Raw genomic sequence first — 17,355 nt, 5'->3', positions numbered from 1 at the left:
ATCGGCTCGCGATTTACGCTCCACGCTTCCTCCCCACACTCGGTCACCCTCATGCAGTTGCGCTTCACTTCACTCGCTGTGACCAGCTCATCGCGGGACTTACACCCGCAGGAATGCGCCCATGCTGGGCGCACCACACGAACGGGCGCCATGCGGCGCCCGTTTTGCCTTTACGCGGCGTCCGCCGGCGCGCCGTCCGCGAACGCGCGCAGCGCATCGCCCGCGAGCCGGTAGCGCACCCATTCGCTCTGCGGCGCCGCGCCGACGCTTTCGTAGAAGCGGATCGCCGGCTCGTTCCAGTCGAGCACGCTCCATTCGAACCGCCCGCAGCCGGTGTCCACGGCGATGCGCGCGAGCGCCTTCAGCAGCCGCAGCCCGGCGCCCGCGCCGCGAAAGCGCGGCGATACGTACAGATCCTCGAGATACAGCCCCTGGCGGCCGAGCCACGTCGAATACGAGAAGAAATACACGGCGAAGCCGGCCGGCTCGCCGTCGACCTCGCAGATCAGCGCGCGCGCGGGCGTTCCTTCGCCGAACAGGCTGCGCTCGAGCGACGCGGGTGTCGCGACCACTTCATGCTCCGCCTTCTCGTAGATGGCCAGCTCGGTGATGAAACGCAGGATCTGCGGCACGTCCGCGACGGTGGCGGAACGGATGTCGATTTGCACGGTAGGGAGCCCTCCTTCGGCCCGAACTGAAAATGGAATGCGATGCCGCCCGCGCAAATGCGCGTAGCGTCGCCCGGATCGACATGCTACGTTCGTGGCTCAACTGCAGGAAGTGCAGTTTATTCATCCTGACATGAACATGATGCATCCCGACCTGCGCCGTCTCGACCTGAACCTGCTGCTCGCATTCGACGCGCTGTACCGCCACCGGTCGGTCGCCGCGGCCGCGCACGAACTGGCGATGAGCCCGTCCGCGCTGAGCCACGCGCTCTCGCGGCTGCGCGAAGCGATCGGCGACGCGCTGTTCGTGCGGCTCGGCAACGAGATGCAGCCGACCGTGCGCGCCGACGACATCGCCACCTGGGCCGGCGACGCGCTCGACACGATGTCGAAGGGGCTCGCGCGCGCGCCGCTTCGATCCCGCGCAAAGCGACCGTACGTTCGTGTTCGCCGCGAGCGACTACACGGCGTTCGCCGTGCTGCCGGCGCTGCTCGCGCGCATCGGGCAGGTCGCGCCGCGGCTGCGGATCCGCGTCGTCCATTCCGACCGAAAGATCTCGATCGACGAACTCGCGGCCGGCCGCATCGATTTCGCGCTCGGCTATCACGAGGAATCGGCCGCCGACGCGCCGGGCATCGAGGATTTCGACTGGTTCTCGGACGACTACGTGGTGATCGCGAGCGCCGCGCATCCCGACATCCGCCGGCGGCTGACGCTCGACCAGTATCTCGCCGCGCGCCACGTCGTCGTCACGCCCTGGAACGAGTCGCGAGGCGTCGTGGACTACGTGCTCGACCGGCTCGGCCTCGCGCGGCAGGTCGCCGTGCAGCTGCCGAGCGTGCTGGCCGCGCCGTTCGTGATCGCGGAATCGGCGTTGCTGATGACGGTGCCGAACCGCGCCGCGCAGGCACTGCGCCACGCGACGCCGATCCGCATCTTCCCCGCGCCGTTCGAGATCCCGCGCTATACGGTGAAGGTCTACTCGCACGCGAAGCACGCGCGCACCGATGCGCACCGCTGGATTCGCGCGCAGTTGCTCGAAGCACGGCCGGCGCCCGGTTGAGCAGCACGCTCATGGGCCCGCACGGCGTGCGGTGTCCCTTGTCGGGCTGGCGTTTCCGGCGCATTCGGGCGACGGCGACAGCCGCCCGATCATTACGAAATGCTGACTAATTCCGTCTCCCCGGTGCCTACGCCGGCGCCCCCGGCGACGTCAATAGTGGCAATCCTTGACCCATGACCGCCGAATCCATGTCTCCCTTGCTGGAGAAGGGTTTTCCGGGAGCCGGCTCCTTCTCGGGCACCTGCTGCGTACTCTGTTGCATGGCAATTTGGCGACACGTGTTAGTCAAACAACGATTTCCATCGCCACAAAATTGTATTTTTGCTAAATTAGTAACCAAAGTAGCAAAACGAAGTTCGTGAAATGTAGTTTAGCTTCACGACACAACAAGGAGACCCGCAAGCCGACCCGGCAGCGCGGGACCGCTCAACGGTGTTCCGTCCGCTTGCCCGCGTGCCACGCTTACCGGCCCTGCACGAGGTCTCCCTGGTTATCCCGCTTTTCGCTTTTGCCCGGCGCTCGCTGCGCCGGGCATCTCGTGCAGTCTGGGTTGACTTTTTGACAGGGTATGGAGGAGATGATGAAGAAAGCTTTGGTCGCGGCCGCGCTGATGGCTGCTGGAGTGGTAACGGCGCACGCGCAGAGCAGCGTCACGCTGTATGGTCGCCTGGATGCCGGCCTCGAGTACATGAACGGCCTGCAGGACGGCCATCGCTACCGCGCGGAGAGCGGCGACTGGGGCACGAGCCTGTGGGGCTTGAAGGGCAGCGAGGACATCGGCGGCGGCAACAAGATCCTGTTCCACCTGGAAGGCGCGTTCAACACGATGAACGGTGGCCTCGGCACGAGCGGCTCGATCTGGGATCGTTTCGCGACCGTCGGCATTACGAACGACCGCTACGGTACGCTGCTGTTCGGCCGCGAACTCGCGATCGCGAACGGCGTGTGGGACTTCGATCCGCTGGGCCAGTCGAGCTGGTCGTCGGCATCGCTCGTGCGCGGCCGCAACTGGAACAAGACCAGCAACAACGTGTCGTACCAGTCGCCGCAGTTCTACGGCCTCGACTTCTACGGCCAGTTCGCCTTCTCGAACTCCACCAGCTTCAACGGCAACACGACGGCCGGCCAGCCGGGTCGTGCGGCCGGCGCACAGATCACGTACACGAACTCGCTGTTCCAGTTGCGCGGCATCTACGACGAAACGCGCGACAGCAACGGCCGCTTCTCCGACGTGTTCAACTACTCGCGTGAATACTTCGCGGGCGCGAACGTGTTCCTCGGCCAGTTCAAGCTGCAGGCCGCCTACCAGGCGTCGCACGCGGACGGCAGCGGCGGCCCGGCCGTCAACAACGGTATCACCGGCACCCAGCAGGTCTGGGGCGGCGTGACGTGGCAGGCAACGCCGGCAGCAGCGCTGATCGCGGCCGTCTATCACGTGAACGCGAACCACGGCGGCGGCAACGCGAACATCTACACGGTCGGCGGTTCGTACAACATCTCGAAGCGCACGCTGTTCGACGTGCAGGTCGCGACGGTGCGCAACAGCAAGACCGCGAACTTCGGCCTGAACGCGAACGGTGCAGGCACCGCCGTGTCGACGGGCAACCCGCATGCGGGCGGCAGCCAGACCGGCGTCTACGCCGGCATCCAGCACCTGTTCTGATCAGGCGCCGTCCAGAGAACGATTCGACAACACTTTCCACGCTGCTGCGAGAGGCGCGTATCGGTGCGGTACCCACCCGGGTATCCGCACCGTTTTTTATTGGCGGGCGGGAATCGTGCGGCCCGCGGCCGAATCTGCCGCGTCCGCCGAATGGCCGGTTGCGGCGCTCAGACCGCCGCTTCGTTCTCTTCGCCGGTGCGGATGCGGATCACGCGCTCGACGTCCGACACGAAGATCTTGCCGTCGCCGATCTTGCCCGTGCGGGCCGCGCCGATCACCGCGTCGATCACCTGGTCGACCTGCGCTTCCGCGACGACCACCTCGATCTTCATCTTCGGCAGGAAGTCGACGACGTATTCGGCGCCGCGATACAGTTCCGTGTGCCCCTTCTGGCGGCCGAAGCCCTTCACTTCCGTCACGGTCAGGCCCGTGAGGCCGACTTCGGCGAGCGCTTCGCGGACTTCGTCCAGCTTGAACGGCTTGATGATGGCGGTGATGCGTTTCATGATGGTTGTCCCTCAATGCTCGTTTGGATGCAAAATCGCGATCCCGATTGTAAGCCGGCCAGCCGCGTACGGCCCAGCACGGCTCAGTCGAGACGTTCGGTAAAGCGTGACGTGATCGGGTAGCGCCAGTCGCGCCCGAACGCGCGATGCGTGACGCGAATGCCGATCGGCGCCTGGCGGCGCTTGTATTCGTTGATCTTGATGAGCCGCGTCACGCGCGCGACGTCGGCCTCGGCATAACCGGCCGCGACGATCTCCGCGAGCGGCCGGTCCTCCTCCATGTACATCCGCATGATCGCGTCGAGCACGTCGTACGGCGGCAGGCTGTCCTGGTCCGTCTGGTTCTCGCGCAGTTCGGCCGACGGCGCGCGCGTCAGGATCCGCTCGGGGATCACGTCACGCAGTTCGTAGTCGGCGGCCGCGTTCCGATAGCGGCACAGCCGGTAGACCAGCGTCTTCGCGATGTCCTTGATCACCGCGAAGCCGCCGGCCATGTCGCCGTACAGCGTGCAGTAGCCGACCGCCATCTCGCTCTTGTTGCCGGTCGTCAGCACGATCGAGCCGAACTTGTTCGACAGCGCCATCAGCAGCGTGCCGCGGATGCGCGCCTGGATGTTCTCTTCGGTCGCGTCCTCCGCGCGGCCCGCGAATTCGCCCGCGAGCGCCGCGCGGAACGCGTCGAACATCGGCGCGATCGCGATCTCGTCGTAGCGCACGCCGACGCGCCGCGCCATCTCCGCCGCATCGGTCGTCGAGATGCCGGCCGTGTAGCGCGACGGCATCATCACCGCGCGCACGCGCTCGGGCCCGAGCGCGTCGCATGCGACCGCGAGCACCAGCGCGGAATCGACGCCGCCCGACAGCCCGATCAGCACGCCGGGAAAACCGTTCTTGCCGATGTAGTCGCGCACGCCGGTCACGAGCGCACGATAGACCTGCGCGTCGGTCGGCAATTCGGGCGCGATCGCGCCGGGCAGCGGCCGCGCACCGTCGAATTCGACGATCGCGTGCCCTTCGTCGAACTGCGGCATCTTCGCGACGAGCGCGCCCTGCGCGTCGAGCACGAACGAGCCGCCGTCGAACACGAGCTCGTCCTGGCCGCCGACGAGGTTCACGTACACCATCGGCAGCCCGGTTTCGCGGATTCGCGCGCGCAGGATGTCGATGCGCAGCGCTTCCTTGTTCATGTGGTACGGCGAGCCGTTCGGAATCAGCAGCACCTGCGCGCCGGCGGCCTTCGCGATCTGCGCGGCCGACGCATGCCATGCGTCCTCGCAGATGATCACGCCGAATTTCACGCCGTTCAGCGCGAACACGAGCGGTTGGGTGTCCGTCGCGAAATAGCGCTTCTCGTCGAACACGTCGGCGTTCGGCAGATCCTGCTTGCGGTAGGTGCCGACGATCTCGCCGCCGACGATCAGCGACACCGCGTTGTAGGTGTCGGTCGGCGGCACGCCGCGCTCGATCGGGCGGTTTGCATTACCATCGACGGCTGGCGCGTGCGCATCGCCGCCCGCGCTGCGCAGCGGATGGCCGACCAGCACCGCGAGCCCGTCGAACGCGCGCAGCGCATCGGCGAGCGCGGCGAGCGCGGCGGCCGCCGCCGTGTAGAACGCGGGCCGCAGCAGCAGGTCTTCCGGCGGATAGCCGGACAGCGCGAGTTCGGGGGCGATCATCAACTGCGCACCATCGTTGTGCGCGGCGCGGGCGGCCGCGACGAGGCGCGCGACGTTGCCGGCGAAATCGCCGACGGTGACGTTGATCTGGGCGAGAGCGAGTCGGGTCTTCATGACGGGATCGGCGCAGCCCGGCGGCGCGCCCTGAACGGCTGACGAAATCGTCCCGGACGCGGGCCACGGCGGCACGCATCCGGCGGCATCCAACAATACGGATTCACGCTTGAAACACGAACGCATCGATTATCGCACGGGCATCCTGTCGTCCCCCGCGGAGGTGCCGGCCGACGAATGGAACGCGCTGCTCGAGCGCGACGCGCAGCCGACGCCGTTCCTGCGCCACGAATTCCTCGACGCGCTGCAGGTCGCGCGCTGCGCGGTCGACGATACCGGCTGGTCGCCGCACTTCGTCACGCTGAGCGATGCGCGCACGGGCCGTCTGGCGGCCGCCGCGCCCGTCTATGCGAAGCAGCATTCGTACGGCGAATACGTGTTCGACTGGGCATGGGCCGACGCGTACCAGCGCAACGGCCTGTCCTATTACCCGAAGCTGCTGTGCGCGGTGCCGTTCACGCCCGTGCAGGGCACGCGCCTGCTCGCGGCCGACGACGCCGCGCGCCGCCAGCTCGCCGCGACGCTGCTCGCGTTCGCCGAGCAGAGCGACGTGTCGTCGCTGCACGTGCTGTTCCCGACCGGCGACGAAGCGCGGCTGCTCGAATCGATGGGGATGATGCTGCGCGAAGGCGTGCAGTTCCACTGGCTCAACGACGGCTACCGCGACTTCGACGACTTCCTCGGCACGCTCGAGCAGAAGAAGCGCAAGAACATTCGCGCGGAACGGCGCAAGGTGCGCGATGCCGGCATCACGTTCCGGCGGCTCACCGGCGACCGGATCACCGATGCCGACTGGCGCTTCTTCTCGCGCTGCTACCGGCAGACCTATCGCGAGCACTATTCGAGCCCATACCTGAATCTCGACTTCTTCCGCGCGATCGGCGCGACGATGCCGGAGAACCTGCTGCTCGTGATCGCGGAAGCCGACGGGCAGCCGATCGCGAGCTCGCTCGCCGTGTACCGGCGCGGCGCGAACGGCGGCGGCACGCTGTACGGCCGCTACTGGGGCGCGCTCGAGCACGTGCCCTGCCTGCATTTCGAAACGGCCTACTACCAGCTGCTCGAATTCTGCATCGAGGCCGGGCTCGACACGTTCGAGGGTGGTGCGCAGGGCGAGCACAAGCTCGCGCGCGGCTTCCTGCCGACCGTCACGCATTCCGCGCACTGGCTCGCGCATCCGGCGTTTTCCGATGCGGTCGCGCACTTTCTCGAACGCGAGACCGAGCATATTCACACGTACGTCGACGAGTTGCGCGAGCACGATCCGTTCCGGCGCGCCGGATAACACCGGCCCGCCGGCGCACCGGCACGCGGCGACGGTCGAACGCCCCGCCGCGTGCCATCCGGTCGTCCGCTTCAGTGAGCGGCGAGCGTCACCGTCCGCGACAACGCCTGCGGGTCGCGCGACGACGCGGCCGCCGACAGCCCGTAGCTGCCTGCACCGATCCGCCATGCGTGCGCATCCGCATCCCAGACCGCGAAGCGCTGCGCGGGCACCGCGATGCTGACCGTGCGCGCCTCGCCCGGCTGCAGCGCGACCTTCGTCCAGCCGACGAGCCGCTTCGGCGGCTCGCCGAGCGAGGCGGGCAGCGCCGCGTAGATCTGCACCGTTTGCGTGCCGGCCCGCGCGCCCGTATTCGTCACCGTCACGCCGACCGTCACGTTGCCCGATGCGTCGGCCCGCGCGGTCATCGCCGACAGCGCATACGTCGTGTAGGACAACCCATGGCCGAACGGGAACAGCGGCTCGATCGCCTTCGCGTCGAACCAGCGATAGCCGTACGCGAGCCCTTCCGCATAGACGGTCTGCGCGTTCGACGGATCGATCGCCGGCTGCGGCAGGTCGGCCTCCTGCCTCGGGAACGTCAGCGGCAGCCGGCCCGACGGATTCGCATCGCCGAACAGCAGGTCGGCGATCGCCTGGCCGCCCTGCACGCCCGGATACCATGCGTCGAGCACGCCGTGCACGTTCGCGAGCCACGGCATCAGCACCGGACTGCCGTTCTCGAGCACGACGATCACGCGCTTCGCCTTCGCCGCCACTGCCGCGATCAGCGCGTTCTGGTCGTATTGCTGGTTGTACGGATCGGCCTTCGCGTCGGGCAGCGACAGGCTCGCGAGGTCGAGCCCTTCCGTCTGCCACTGCGTCGCGAACACGATCGCGACATCGGCCTGCGCGGCCGCGGACGCGGCGGCCGTCGCGTCCGTCCCGTCGACATAGCTGACCGACGCGTTCGGCGCCTTCGCGCGGATCGCCGCGAGCGGCGCGGACTTGTACCAGGTCGCGCAGCCGCCGAACAGCATGTCGGCCGGCTGCCGGCAGGTCGTCACCGCATTGCCGTCGATCGCCGGCACCGCGCCCGAGCCGCCGCCCGACAGCACGCCCGCGTCCGCGTGCCCGCCGATCACGACGACCGACTTGAGCGCACCGGCCGCGAGCGGCAGCACGGGCTGCGCATCGCCCGGCGCGGCCGCGTTCTTCAGCAGCACCGCCGATTGCCGCGCGATCGCGAGCGCGTCGGCGTTGCCGGCGGCTTCGTCGATCGCGCCGCCCGGCTTCGGCGGCGCATCCATCACGCCGATGCGGATCAACGTGCGCAGCTTGCGCTGCACCATGTCGTTCAGCCGTGCGACCGACACGCTGCCGGCCTGCAGCGCCGCGCGCAGCTTCGTATTGAAGTACGAGCCGAGCGGCGCGTTGCCGTCGTCGGCCGCGCCCGGCTGTTCCTCGTCGAGCCCCGCCTGCACGGCCGCGACCGTCGAGTGCGTCGCGCCCCAGTCCGACTGCACGACGCCCTTGAAGCCCCATTCGTTCTTCAGCACCGTCGTCAGCAGGTACGGGTTCTCGCACCCATACACGCCGTTCAGCTGGTTGTACGAGCACATCACGTTGCCCGGCTGGCCGTCCTTCACGCCGATCTCGAACGCGAGCAGTTCGGCCTCGCGCATGGTCCGCTCGTCGACGACCGAATCGATCGTCATCCGGTTGGTTTCCTGGTCGTTGAATGCGAAATGCTTGATCGTCGCGATCACCTTCCGCGCCTGCGTGCCCTGCGTGCGCGCGGCGCTCAGCGTGCCGGCCAGCACCGGATCCTCGCCCATGTATTCGAACGTGCGGCCGTTGCGCGGCTCGCGCGCGAGGTTCACGCCGCCGCCGAGCCCTTCCGCGAAGCCGAGCGCGCGCAATTCGAGCGCGATGCGCGTGCCGTAGGTGCCCGCGAGCGCCGGATCCCACGTCGCCGCGAGCGCGATCGGCGCGGGCAGCGCGGTCACGCGCGCGTTCTTCACGTTCACGCCGCCGGCCGAATCGGCGCTGCTGACGGCCGGAATGCCGAGCCGCGGCACGCCCGGGATGTAGCTCGCGCCGTTCAGCGCGTCGGCCGGAAACGGGCCGCCCAGGTCGAGCGCGGGCATGCCGGTGCCGTGCACGAGCTGCAGTTTCTCGTCGGTCGTCAGTTGCGCGACGAGCGCGGCCGCGCGCTGGTCGGCCGCGGCATCGAGGTCGACCGGCGCGGCCGGCCCCGCATGGATGTCGTCGCCGCCGCACGAGGCGAGCAGCACCGTGAGCGCGCACGCGGACGCAATCGTCGAACACCGGAACAGCGAAGTTTTCATTGATCCTCCTGAGTCGATCTGTTGTACTTGTCGCCACACTCCAGCGTCCGAGTCTATAAATCGACCGGTCACCATGCTTGACCGGCAGGAGCATGCGTTGACCTCTCGCAGCGGGGACAAACCCGAACGGCATGACGACAGGGAGACAGACATGGAGTTGCGACAGAAATCGGTATCCGTCCGGATCTACCGCGCGCTGTGCGAAGACGCGCGCGCGAACGGCATCGATCTCGCACCGCTTTACGAATCGCTCGGCATCGGGCCGGCCGAGCTCGCCGACGACACGCGCCGCATCGCCGGCGACCGCCACGTCGCCGCGATGCGGCTGACGAGCGGCTGGCCGCTGTCGTGGCCTCGCCCGCCGCGGCAGGCCGTATCGTGGCTCGTGCCGTTTCCCGAGCTCGCCGGCGTCACCTGCAACGCGGCCACGCTGCGCGACGCGCTGCGTCGTTACGTGCACTATCGCGAGCTGATCGGCAACGTCGACTGGGTGCTTGCGCGCGAGCACGGCGATGCGATCGCGTTCGAATACGTGAACGAAGGGGATGGCCGGCACGGGAGCAGCGCGTTCGCGAACCTCGCGATCCTCGCCGCGCTGGCGCGCCTGTACGATCCACGGGTGCGCGTCGACGACGCCGAATTTGCCGGCCGCGCGTTCGCGCCCGCGGCAGTGCTGCGCGACACGCTCGGCACGCCGGTGTCGTTCGATGCCGCGCGCAATCGCATCGTGCTGCGCTCCGCGCACTTCGACACGCCGTTCGAGCGCTACAACGCGCCGCTCGCGGAGATCCAGCGTCATGCGGCCGACACCGCGCGCGATCGCGTGCGCATGCGCTCGACCTTCGGCGCGTCCGTCGCGCAATGCGTACGCGACTGGCTGCGCAGCGCCGACGACGTCGACGTGCCAACCGACACGCTGATGCAACACGTGTGCACGCGCTTCGCGATGTCGCGCTGGACGCTGCGCCGGCGGCTGCATCGCGAAGCCGTCGGTTTTCACGCGCTCGTCGCGCAGGCACGGCTCGGCGAGGCCCGCGACCTGCTGCTGCATACGCAATTGCCGGTCGGCGAGATCGGCGTGCGCGTCGGGTTCCGTTCGACGAGCGCCTTCACGCGCTTCTTCACGCGCGAACTCGGCGCGGCGCCCAGCCGCTTTCGCGACGGGCACGGCGATCGGTGGCGTTGACGCACGCCAATTCTGAGACACTGACGGCTTCGCATCCCGCCGCCTTCCCATGTCCTGGTTTCTGTATCTGATCGAGTGCGCCGACGACAGCGTCTACACGGGCATCACGACCGACGTCGCCGCGCGCTTCGACGAGCACGCCTCCGGCAAGGGCGCGCGCTACACGCGCTCGCGCAAGCCGCGCGCGGTGCTCGCGTCGTTCCCGCTGCCCGACCGGTCGATCGCATCGCGTGCCGAGTACTGGGTGAAGCGGCTCACGGCCGTGCAAAAGCGTGAACTGGCGGCCGGGATCCGGACGCTCGAGTCGGTGTTGCCGGCCGGGATGTCGATCGACGGGAACGTCGAGGCGGCCGGGCTGCAGGACGGCACACGCGGAAAGAAGAAGGTGAAGGCGAAGCGCGCCGACATTGCGGCTCAGCCGGCCGAAACTGAAGAGGCCGGCGGGAAAGCCGCGAAGACCGGAACTCCCGGAAAAAAGTCCGGGTCCACGAAAACCGCGAAGCCCGCGAAACCCGCGAAACCCGCGAAACCCGCGAAGCCCGCACGAGCCGCAACGGCGCCAAAGTCGGCAAAGGCCGCGCCTGCCGCCTCGAAGCGTGCCAGGACTGCGGACGACGCGGAAGGAAAACAGGCGGCCTCGCGCGGCGTGCCGGCAAAACGGGACAAGCCGGCCACGAACCCGGCGCCGAAACAGAAAACGCCGGCAACCGGCGGCAAGCCCGCCGCGAACGGACTCGCCGCCCCCGCTTCCGCACCGGCGCGCGGCCGTCCGTCGGCAAGAAAGGCCGCCGCCGAACTCATCGAGGCCGCCCCTGTCCCTGCGCGCCGCGCAACGGGCGCGAAACGCGCGAAGGCCGCGCCGAATGCGGGCACCGTGCCCGCTCCCGCCCGCAAGAAAACCGCCGCCCGCGCCGCACCGCGCACAAAACAAAACCGCGCGGCCTCCTGAGGAGACACGCGCGGTTTGCGTTCCGAACGCACCGGCCGCGAGGCCGGCCAGCCGGCTTACTTCTTGTAGTTCGCGGCGCCGTCGGCGATTTCCTTGTGCGCGGCATCGATGCCGGCCCAGCCTTCGACCTTCACCCACTTGCCCTTCTCGAGCGCCTTGTACTGCTCGAAGAAGTGCTTGATCTGGTCCTTCAGGTACTCGGGCACGTCGTCGATCGACTTCAGGTTCGCCGTCATCGGGCAGACCTTGTCGTGCGGCACCGCGACCAGCTTCGCGTCGACGCCCGACTCGTCGGTCATCTGCAGCATGCCGAGCACGCGCGAACGCACGATCGAGCCGGCCAGCAGCGGGAACGGCGTGATCACCAGCACGTCGACCGGATCGCCGTCGCCCGACAGCGTCTGCGGGATGTAGCCGTAGTTCACCGGGTAGCGCATGCCGGTACCGATGAAGCGGTCGACGACGAGGAGACCCAGCTCCTTGTCCGCCTCGTACTTCACCGGATCGCTTTGCGCGGGGATCTCGATGATCACGTTGAAATCGTGCGGCAGGTCCTTGCCGGCCGGAACATGATTGAAGCTCATAGCGCTCTCTGTTGGTCGATGGGAATTCGGGACAGGGCGCCGCGGCCGATGCACCGCCGCGGGCGTCCCCGCAGGGAATGCGCCATTATAGCCAATCGACCGGTGGCGTCCGGATGACGATCGGCGCGATAATCGTTCCGGATGTCCGGCCACCGAACCATCGAACGACAGGGCCGCGTTGCACGTCGACCGCGAAGCATGGGACCCGAGCAAGCGCTGAAGCGCCAACTCGGGTCGACCGCGAAGCATGGGACCCAAGTAAGCGCTGAAGCGCCAACTCGGGTCGACAGGAGCAGGCATGGAAGAAGCGAAGCACTTCATCGCGGGCGAATGGACGTTGCCCGCGCAACTGGAGACGATTCCGGTCGTCGATCCCTCCGACGGCCAGCCGTTCGCGACGATCGCGCGCGGCACCGCGCCCGACATCGAGCGCGCGGTCGCCGCGGCCCGCGACGCGTTCGCGGGCCCGTGGGGCGCGGCGAGCGCCGCCGAGCGCGGCCGCGTGCTGATGCGGCTGTCGGCGCGCATCGCCGATTGCCTGGAGGAACTCGCGACGATCGAGGCGCGCGACACCGGCAAGCCGCTGAAGCAGGCGCGCGCCGACGCCGCCGCGCTCGCGCGCTACTTCGAGTTCTACGCGGGCGCCGCCGACAAGCTGCACGGCGAGACCCTCCCCTATCAAGCCGGCTACACGGTGCTGACCGTGCGCGAGCCGCACGGCGTCACCGGCCACATCGTGCCGTGGAACTACCCGATGCAGATCTTCGGGCGCAGCGTCGGCGCGGCACTCGCGGCCGGCAATGCGTGCGTCGTGAAGCCTGCCGAGGATGCGTGCCTGTCGGTGCTGCGCGTCGCCGAGCTGGCCGCCGAAGCCGGGCTGCCGGCCGGTGCGCTGAATATCGTCACCGGCTACGGCCATGAAGCAGGCGCCGCGCTCGCGCGCCACCCCGGCATCGACCACATCTCGTTTACGGGCTCGCCCGCGACCGGCAAGCTGGTCACGCAGATGGCCGCCGAGAACCACGTGCCCGTCACGCTCGAGCTCGGCGGCAAGTCGCCGCAGATCGTGTTCGCCGACGCCGATCTCGATGCGGCGCTGCCCGTGCTCGTGTCGGCGATCGTGCAGAACGGCGGGCAGACCTGCTCGGCCGGCAGCCGCGTGCTGATCGAGCGCGCGGTCTACGAGCCGCTCGTCGAACGGCTCGCCACCGCCTTCAACGGGCTGCGGGTCGGCCCGAGCCGCGCGGATCTCGACTGCGGCCCGCTGATCAACGCGAAGCAGCAGCAGCGCGTGTGGGATTTCCTGTCCGACGCGCAGCACGACGGCATTCCGATGGCCGCGCACGGCCAGGTCGTCGCCGACGCGCCGGAAAGCGGCTTCTACCAGGCCCCCGCGCTGCTGCGCGACGTGCCGCCTTCGCACCGGCTCGCGCAGGAGGAAGTGTTCGGCCCGGTGCTCGCCGCGATGCGTTTCGTCGACGAAGACGAAGCGGTCGAACTCGCGAACGGCACGCCGTACGGTCTCGTCGCGGGCATCTGGACCCGCGACGGCGCACGCCAGCTGCGCCTCGCGCGGCGCCTGCGCGCAGGCCAGGTGTTCATCAACAACTACGGCGCGGGCGGCGGCGTCGAGCTACCGTTCGGCGGCGTCGGCCACTCGGGCCATGGCCGCGAGAAAGGCTTCGAGGCGCTGTACGGCTTCACCGCGCTGAAGACGATCGCGATCCGGCACGGCTGAACTGGCTGAACGCGGCCGGCGACGACCGGCCGCGCACCGAAACACCACGCACTCTTCCAACACAGGAGACACACCATGCGGTTGAGCGGCAAGACGGCCATCGTCACGGGCGGCGGCTCGGGCTTCGGCGAAGGCATCGCGAAGACCTATGCGCGCGAAGGCGCGAACGTCGTCGTCAACGACCTGAACGGCGCGGCGGCCGAGCGCGTCGCGAGCGAGATCGCGCTGGCGGGCGGCAAGGCGATCGCGGTCGCGGGCGACGTGTCGCAGGACGCCGACTGGCGCGCGCTGCTGCAGGCCGCGCTCGACGATTTCCATGCGGTGCAGATCGTCGTGAACAACGCCGGCACCACGCACCGCAACAAGCCGGTGCTCGACGTGACGGAAGCCGAGTTCGACCGCGTGTACGCCGTCAACATGAAGAGCCTGTTCTGGAGCGTGCAGACCTTCGTCCCGTACTTCCGCACGCAGGGCGGCGGCGTGTTCGTGAACGTCGCGTCGACGGCCGGCGTGCGGCCGCGCCCGGGCCTCGTCTGGTACAACAGCACGAAGGGCGCGATGATCACCGCGAGCAAGTCGCTCGCGGCCGAGCTCGGCGCCGACCGGATCCGCGTGAACTGCATCAACCCGGTGCTCGGCGAGACGGGCCTGATGACCGAGTTCATGGGCTGCGAGGACACGCCGGAGAATCGCCGCCGGTTCCTGTCGACGATTCCGCTCGGCCGCTTCTCGACGCCGCAGGACATCGCGAACGCGGCCCTGTACCTCGCATCCGACGAAGCCGAGTTCATCACCGGCGTCTGCCTCGAAGTCGACGGCGGACGCTGCATCTAGCCGCACGACCGTGCTTGCGCCGCGCCGGCAGCGCCGGCCGGCACCGCATCCACGCATTGACATTGCTTCGCACGACACCGGATCGGGCGCCAACGCGCCGGCGCCGGCCCATGACAAGACAAAACAAGGATTGGAGACAACATGGCAACATCGACGCAGTCGCTGCCGGGCTCGTCCGGCGCATTCGAGGAAGCAACCTACCGCAAGGTGTCGTGGCGGCTCACGCCGCTCCTGCTGCTGTGCTACGTGGTCGCGTATCTCGACCGCGTGAACGTCGGCTTCGCGAAGCTGCAGATGGCGAGCGACCTGAATCTCAGCGACACCGTCTACGGGCTCGGCGCCGGGATCTTCTTCTTCGGCTACTTCCTGTTCGAAGTCCCGAGCAACATCATCCTGCACAAGGTCGGCGCGCGCGTCTGGATCGCGCGCATCATGGCGACGTGGGGCGTGATCTCGATCCTGACGATGTTCGTCACGACACCCGCGATGTTCTACGTGATGCGCTTCCTGCTCGGCGTCGCCGAAGCCGGCTTCTTTCCCGGCGTGATCCTGTACCTCACGTACTGGTATCCCGCACACCGGCGCGGCCGGATGACGACCTTCTTCATGACCGCCGTCGCGCTGTCCGGCGTGATCGGCGGACCGATCTCGGGCTTCATCCTGAAGGCGTTCAACGGCGTGAGCGGCTGGCATGGCTGGCAATGGCTGTTCCTGCTCGAAGGGATCCCGTCGGTGCTGGCCGGCGTGCTCGTGTTCTTCGCGCTCGACGACCGGATCGCGAAGGCCAAATGGCTCACCGACGAGGAAAAGGCGCTGCTCGCGCGCAACGTCGACGCGGAGGAAGCGACCAAGGAAGACCTGCCGCTCGGCGCGGTGATGTCGAGCCCGCGCGTGTGGCTGATGGCGCTCATCTACTTCTCGTTCGTGATGGGGCTCTACGGCGTCGGCTTCTGGCTGCCGACGATCATCAAGGCGACCGGCGTGACCGACACGTTCATGATCGGCCTGCTGTCCGCGGTTCCGTATGCGGCGGCGGTGGTCGCGATGATCCTGATCGCGCGCAGCGCGGACAAGCGCCGCGAACGACGCTGGCACCTTGCGATTCCGGCCGCGTTCGGCGCGCTCGGACTCGTGCTGTCGGTGATCTGGGCGCACCAGACGGCGCTCGCGATGCTCGGCCTCACGCTCGCGACGATGGGCATCCTGACGACGCTGCCGCTGTTCTGGAGCCTGCCGACCGCGTTCCTCGGCGGCGCGGCGGCCGCGGCCGGCATCGCGATGATCAACTCGATCGGCAACCTCGCGGGCTTCCTGAGCCCGTACCTGATGGGCTGGCTCAAACAGGCGACGGGCGCGAACGACGCGGGCATGTATATGCTCGCCGCGTTCCTCGTGCTCGGCGGGCTGCTCGCGCTGTCGGTGCCGAAGCGGCTGGTCGACAAGTGATGCACGACGCATGAATGCGCCGGCCGCACGGCGGCCGGACCGATCCTCGACGAGCAAAAAAATGCCCCGAAGGCCATCCGGCGTTCGGGGCATTTCCGTGTATGGCGCACGAGCGCCGCCGCGTCAGACCACGGTGATCGCGAGCGCGCTTTCGCGGTAGTGCTTCGCCGCCTTGTCGGTTTCGCCGAGATGCTCGAACAGGCGCGCGAGCGCACGGTGCGCACGCACCTTCAGCGCCTCGTTGTCGGCCTGCTTCAGCGCCGCCTCGAGGAACGACTGAGCCTTGCCCCACAGCTGCTGCTGCTGGCAGAGACGGCCGAGCGCGAACAGCAGGTCGGCATCGTCCGGGTGATCCTTCTTCCACCCTTCGGCCTTCTGGATCAGCGGCAGCGCATCGCCGCCAGCGGTATCCGGATAGCGGCGCAGCAGCCGCGCATCCCAGTTGTGCGCGAGCGCTTCCTCGACGATGCGGCGCGCCTCGGTGCGGCGCTCGAGCAGCACCAGCAGGTCGGCAGCGAGATCGGCGAGGCGCGGCGACTGGCGCTCGAGCGGCGACAGCGACTGCCACACCTCGAGCAGCGCGTCCGGGTCGTGCCGGCGTTCGCGCAGCAGGTTCTCCGCCGCCTGCTGGCGCAGCCGCACGGCCGCGGCCGGATGCAGCGCCTCGCGCTTCTCGAGCGCCTTCGCGAGCTTCAGCACCTCGGCCCAGTTCTTCAGTTGCTGCTGCGCGCGCAGGGCGACCTGCTGCGCATGGATGCGCTTGCCGCCCGCCTGCAGGTCGGCCAGCGCGGCGAGCGCGCCGTCCGCATCGCGTGCATCCGCGCGCATGTCGGCCGCGGCGAGCAGCCGGGCATCCTGCCATTCGGGCGCGTCGACCTTCGACAGCCAGTCGTCGCGACGCGTGTACTCGTGCATCCGGTGCGCGGCGGTCGCCGCGACGAGACTCGCGGCGCCCTGGTTCGCATCGACCGCGAGCGCGTCGCGCGCGGCCTTCTCGGCGCGCGAGAAGCGGCCCGCGTACAGGTTCGCGATCGCATCGCGCAGCGACGCCTGCGCCTTCTCGTTGCGTGAACGCGCGCGATACGCGGCGACCCGCTGCGGCATGCGCCAGATGTTGCGCACGATGCGCAGCAGCGCGTACACGACGATGAACAGCACGACGATGGCGATCACGAACAGGTTCAGCGACACGTCGATCCGGTACGGCGGATAGACGAGCAGCACCTGTCCCGCGTCGAAACGGCCGACGGTGGCGAGTGCCGCGGCGATCGCGAACAGGATCGCGAGCCAGACGATTCCTCGAAGCGTCATC

General features: G+C 68.5%; 13 protein-coding genes and 1 pseudogene. 8 read left to right on the top strand and 6 right to left on the bottom strand.

Going from position 1 to position 17,355, the window contains the following annotated elements; translation table 11 throughout:
- Positions 1–170 precede the first annotated feature (170 nt).
- Complete coding sequence (locus DIE21_RS26395; protein WP_124500452.1) at positions 171–668, bottom strand: GNAT family N-acetyltransferase; 498 nt, start codon at positions 666–668, stop codon at positions 171–173.
- A gap of 139 nt (positions 669–807) precedes the next feature.
- Between DIE21_RS26395 and DIE21_RS26390 the strand changes: the two are divergent.
- Positions 808–1,732 (top strand): annotated as a pseudogene (locus DIE21_RS26390) (LysR family transcriptional regulator).
- 577 nt (positions 1,733–2,309) lie between these two features.
- Positions 2,310–3,395, top strand: coding sequence for a porin (locus DIE21_RS26385; RefSeq protein ID WP_124500451.1), 1,086 nt, complete (start codon positions 2,310–2,312; stop codon positions 3,393–3,395).
- A 167-nt stretch (positions 3,396–3,562) separates the two neighbouring features.
- Here DIE21_RS26385 and DIE21_RS26380 read toward each other — a convergent pair whose 3' ends face one another.
- The gene (locus tag DIE21_RS26380; RefSeq protein WP_006398637.1) at positions 3,563–3,901 is read right to left on the bottom strand and encodes a P-II family nitrogen regulator; all 339 of its coding nucleotides are present in this window, start codon (positions 3,899–3,901) and stop codon (positions 3,563–3,565) included.
- Positions 3,902–3,984: 83 nt separating this feature from the next.
- On the bottom strand, positions 3,985–5,691 hold the full coding sequence (locus tag DIE21_RS26375; protein ID WP_124500450.1) for an NAD+ synthase: 1,707 nt from the start codon (positions 5,689–5,691) through the stop codon (positions 3,985–3,987).
- A gap of 109 nt (positions 5,692–5,800) precedes the next feature.
- On the opposite strand from DIE21_RS26375, the gene DIE21_RS26370 reads away from it, so the two are divergent.
- Positions 5,801–6,976, top strand: a complete 1,176-nt coding sequence (locus DIE21_RS26370) for a GNAT family N-acetyltransferase (RefSeq protein ID WP_124500449.1) — start codon at positions 5,801–5,803, stop codon at positions 6,974–6,976.
- 71 nt (positions 6,977–7,047) lie between these two features.
- On the opposite strand, the gene DIE21_RS26365 is transcribed toward DIE21_RS26370, so the two are convergent.
- On the bottom strand, positions 7,048–9,306 hold the full coding sequence (locus tag DIE21_RS26365; RefSeq protein ID WP_124500448.1) for a glycoside hydrolase family 3 C-terminal domain-containing protein: 2,259 nt from the start codon (positions 9,304–9,306) through the stop codon (positions 7,048–7,050).
- A gap of 151 nt (positions 9,307–9,457) precedes the next feature.
- On the opposite strand from DIE21_RS26365, the gene DIE21_RS26360 reads away from it, so the two are divergent.
- Together DIE21_RS26360 and DIE21_RS26355 are read left to right on the top strand one after the other, a co-directional pair.
- Complete coding sequence (locus DIE21_RS26360; protein ID WP_124500447.1) at positions 9,458–10,492, top strand: AraC family transcriptional regulator; 1,035 nt, start codon at positions 9,458–9,460, stop codon at positions 10,490–10,492.
- A 49-nt stretch (positions 10,493–10,541) separates the two neighbouring features.
- Positions 10,542–11,441, top strand: coding sequence for a GIY-YIG nuclease family protein (locus DIE21_RS26355; RefSeq protein WP_124500446.1), 900 nt, complete (start codon positions 10,542–10,544; stop codon positions 11,439–11,441).
- Positions 11,442–11,497: 56 nt separating this feature from the next.
- Here the strand turns inward: DIE21_RS26355 and ppa are convergent, their stop codons facing one another.
- Positions 11,498–12,025 carry an inorganic diphosphatase gene (ppa, locus tag DIE21_RS26350; RefSeq protein WP_011885693.1) on the bottom strand — a complete coding sequence of 176 codons (528 nt, stop codon included), beginning with the start codon at positions 12,023–12,025 and terminating at the stop codon, positions 11,498–11,500.
- 298 nt (positions 12,026–12,323) lie between these two features.
- Between ppa and DIE21_RS26345 the strand changes: the two genes are divergently transcribed.
- The 3 genes from DIE21_RS26345 to DIE21_RS26335 all read left to right on the top strand — a co-directional run bounded on the left by DIE21_RS26345 (position 12,324) and on the right by DIE21_RS26335 (position 16,043).
- Complete coding sequence (locus DIE21_RS26345) at positions 12,324–13,763, top strand: aldehyde dehydrogenase family protein (RefSeq protein WP_124500445.1); 1,440 nt, start codon at positions 12,324–12,326, stop codon at positions 13,761–13,763.
- A 75-nt stretch (positions 13,764–13,838) separates the two neighbouring features.
- Positions 13,839–14,597 (top strand): SDR family oxidoreductase, encoded by a 759-nt coding sequence (locus tag DIE21_RS26340; protein ID WP_124500444.1) that lies wholly within the window; start codon positions 13,839–13,841, stop codon positions 14,595–14,597.
- Between the two features lie 141 nt (positions 14,598–14,738).
- A complete protein-coding gene (locus DIE21_RS26335; protein WP_124500443.1) occupies positions 14,739–16,043 on the top strand; it encodes an MFS transporter in 1,305 nt (434 codons plus the stop codon).
- Positions 16,044–16,166: 123 nt separating this feature from the next.
- Here DIE21_RS26335 and DIE21_RS26330 read toward each other — a convergent pair whose 3' ends face one another.
- Positions 16,167–17,354 carry a heme biosynthesis protein HemY gene (locus DIE21_RS26330; RefSeq protein ID WP_124500442.1) on the bottom strand — a complete coding sequence of 396 codons (1,188 nt, stop codon included), beginning with the start codon at positions 17,352–17,354 and terminating at the stop codon, positions 16,167–16,169.
- Between the last annotated feature and the right edge of the window lies 1 nt (position 17,355).

Origin of the sequence: Burkholderia sp. Bp9140, from assembly GCF_003853425.1 — a bacterium.
Lineage (GTDB): Bacteria > Pseudomonadota > Gammaproteobacteria > Burkholderiales > Burkholderiaceae > Burkholderia.
Note: the sequence above shows the minus strand (reverse complement) of the source record. Positions and strands in the feature narration are given on the sequence as shown.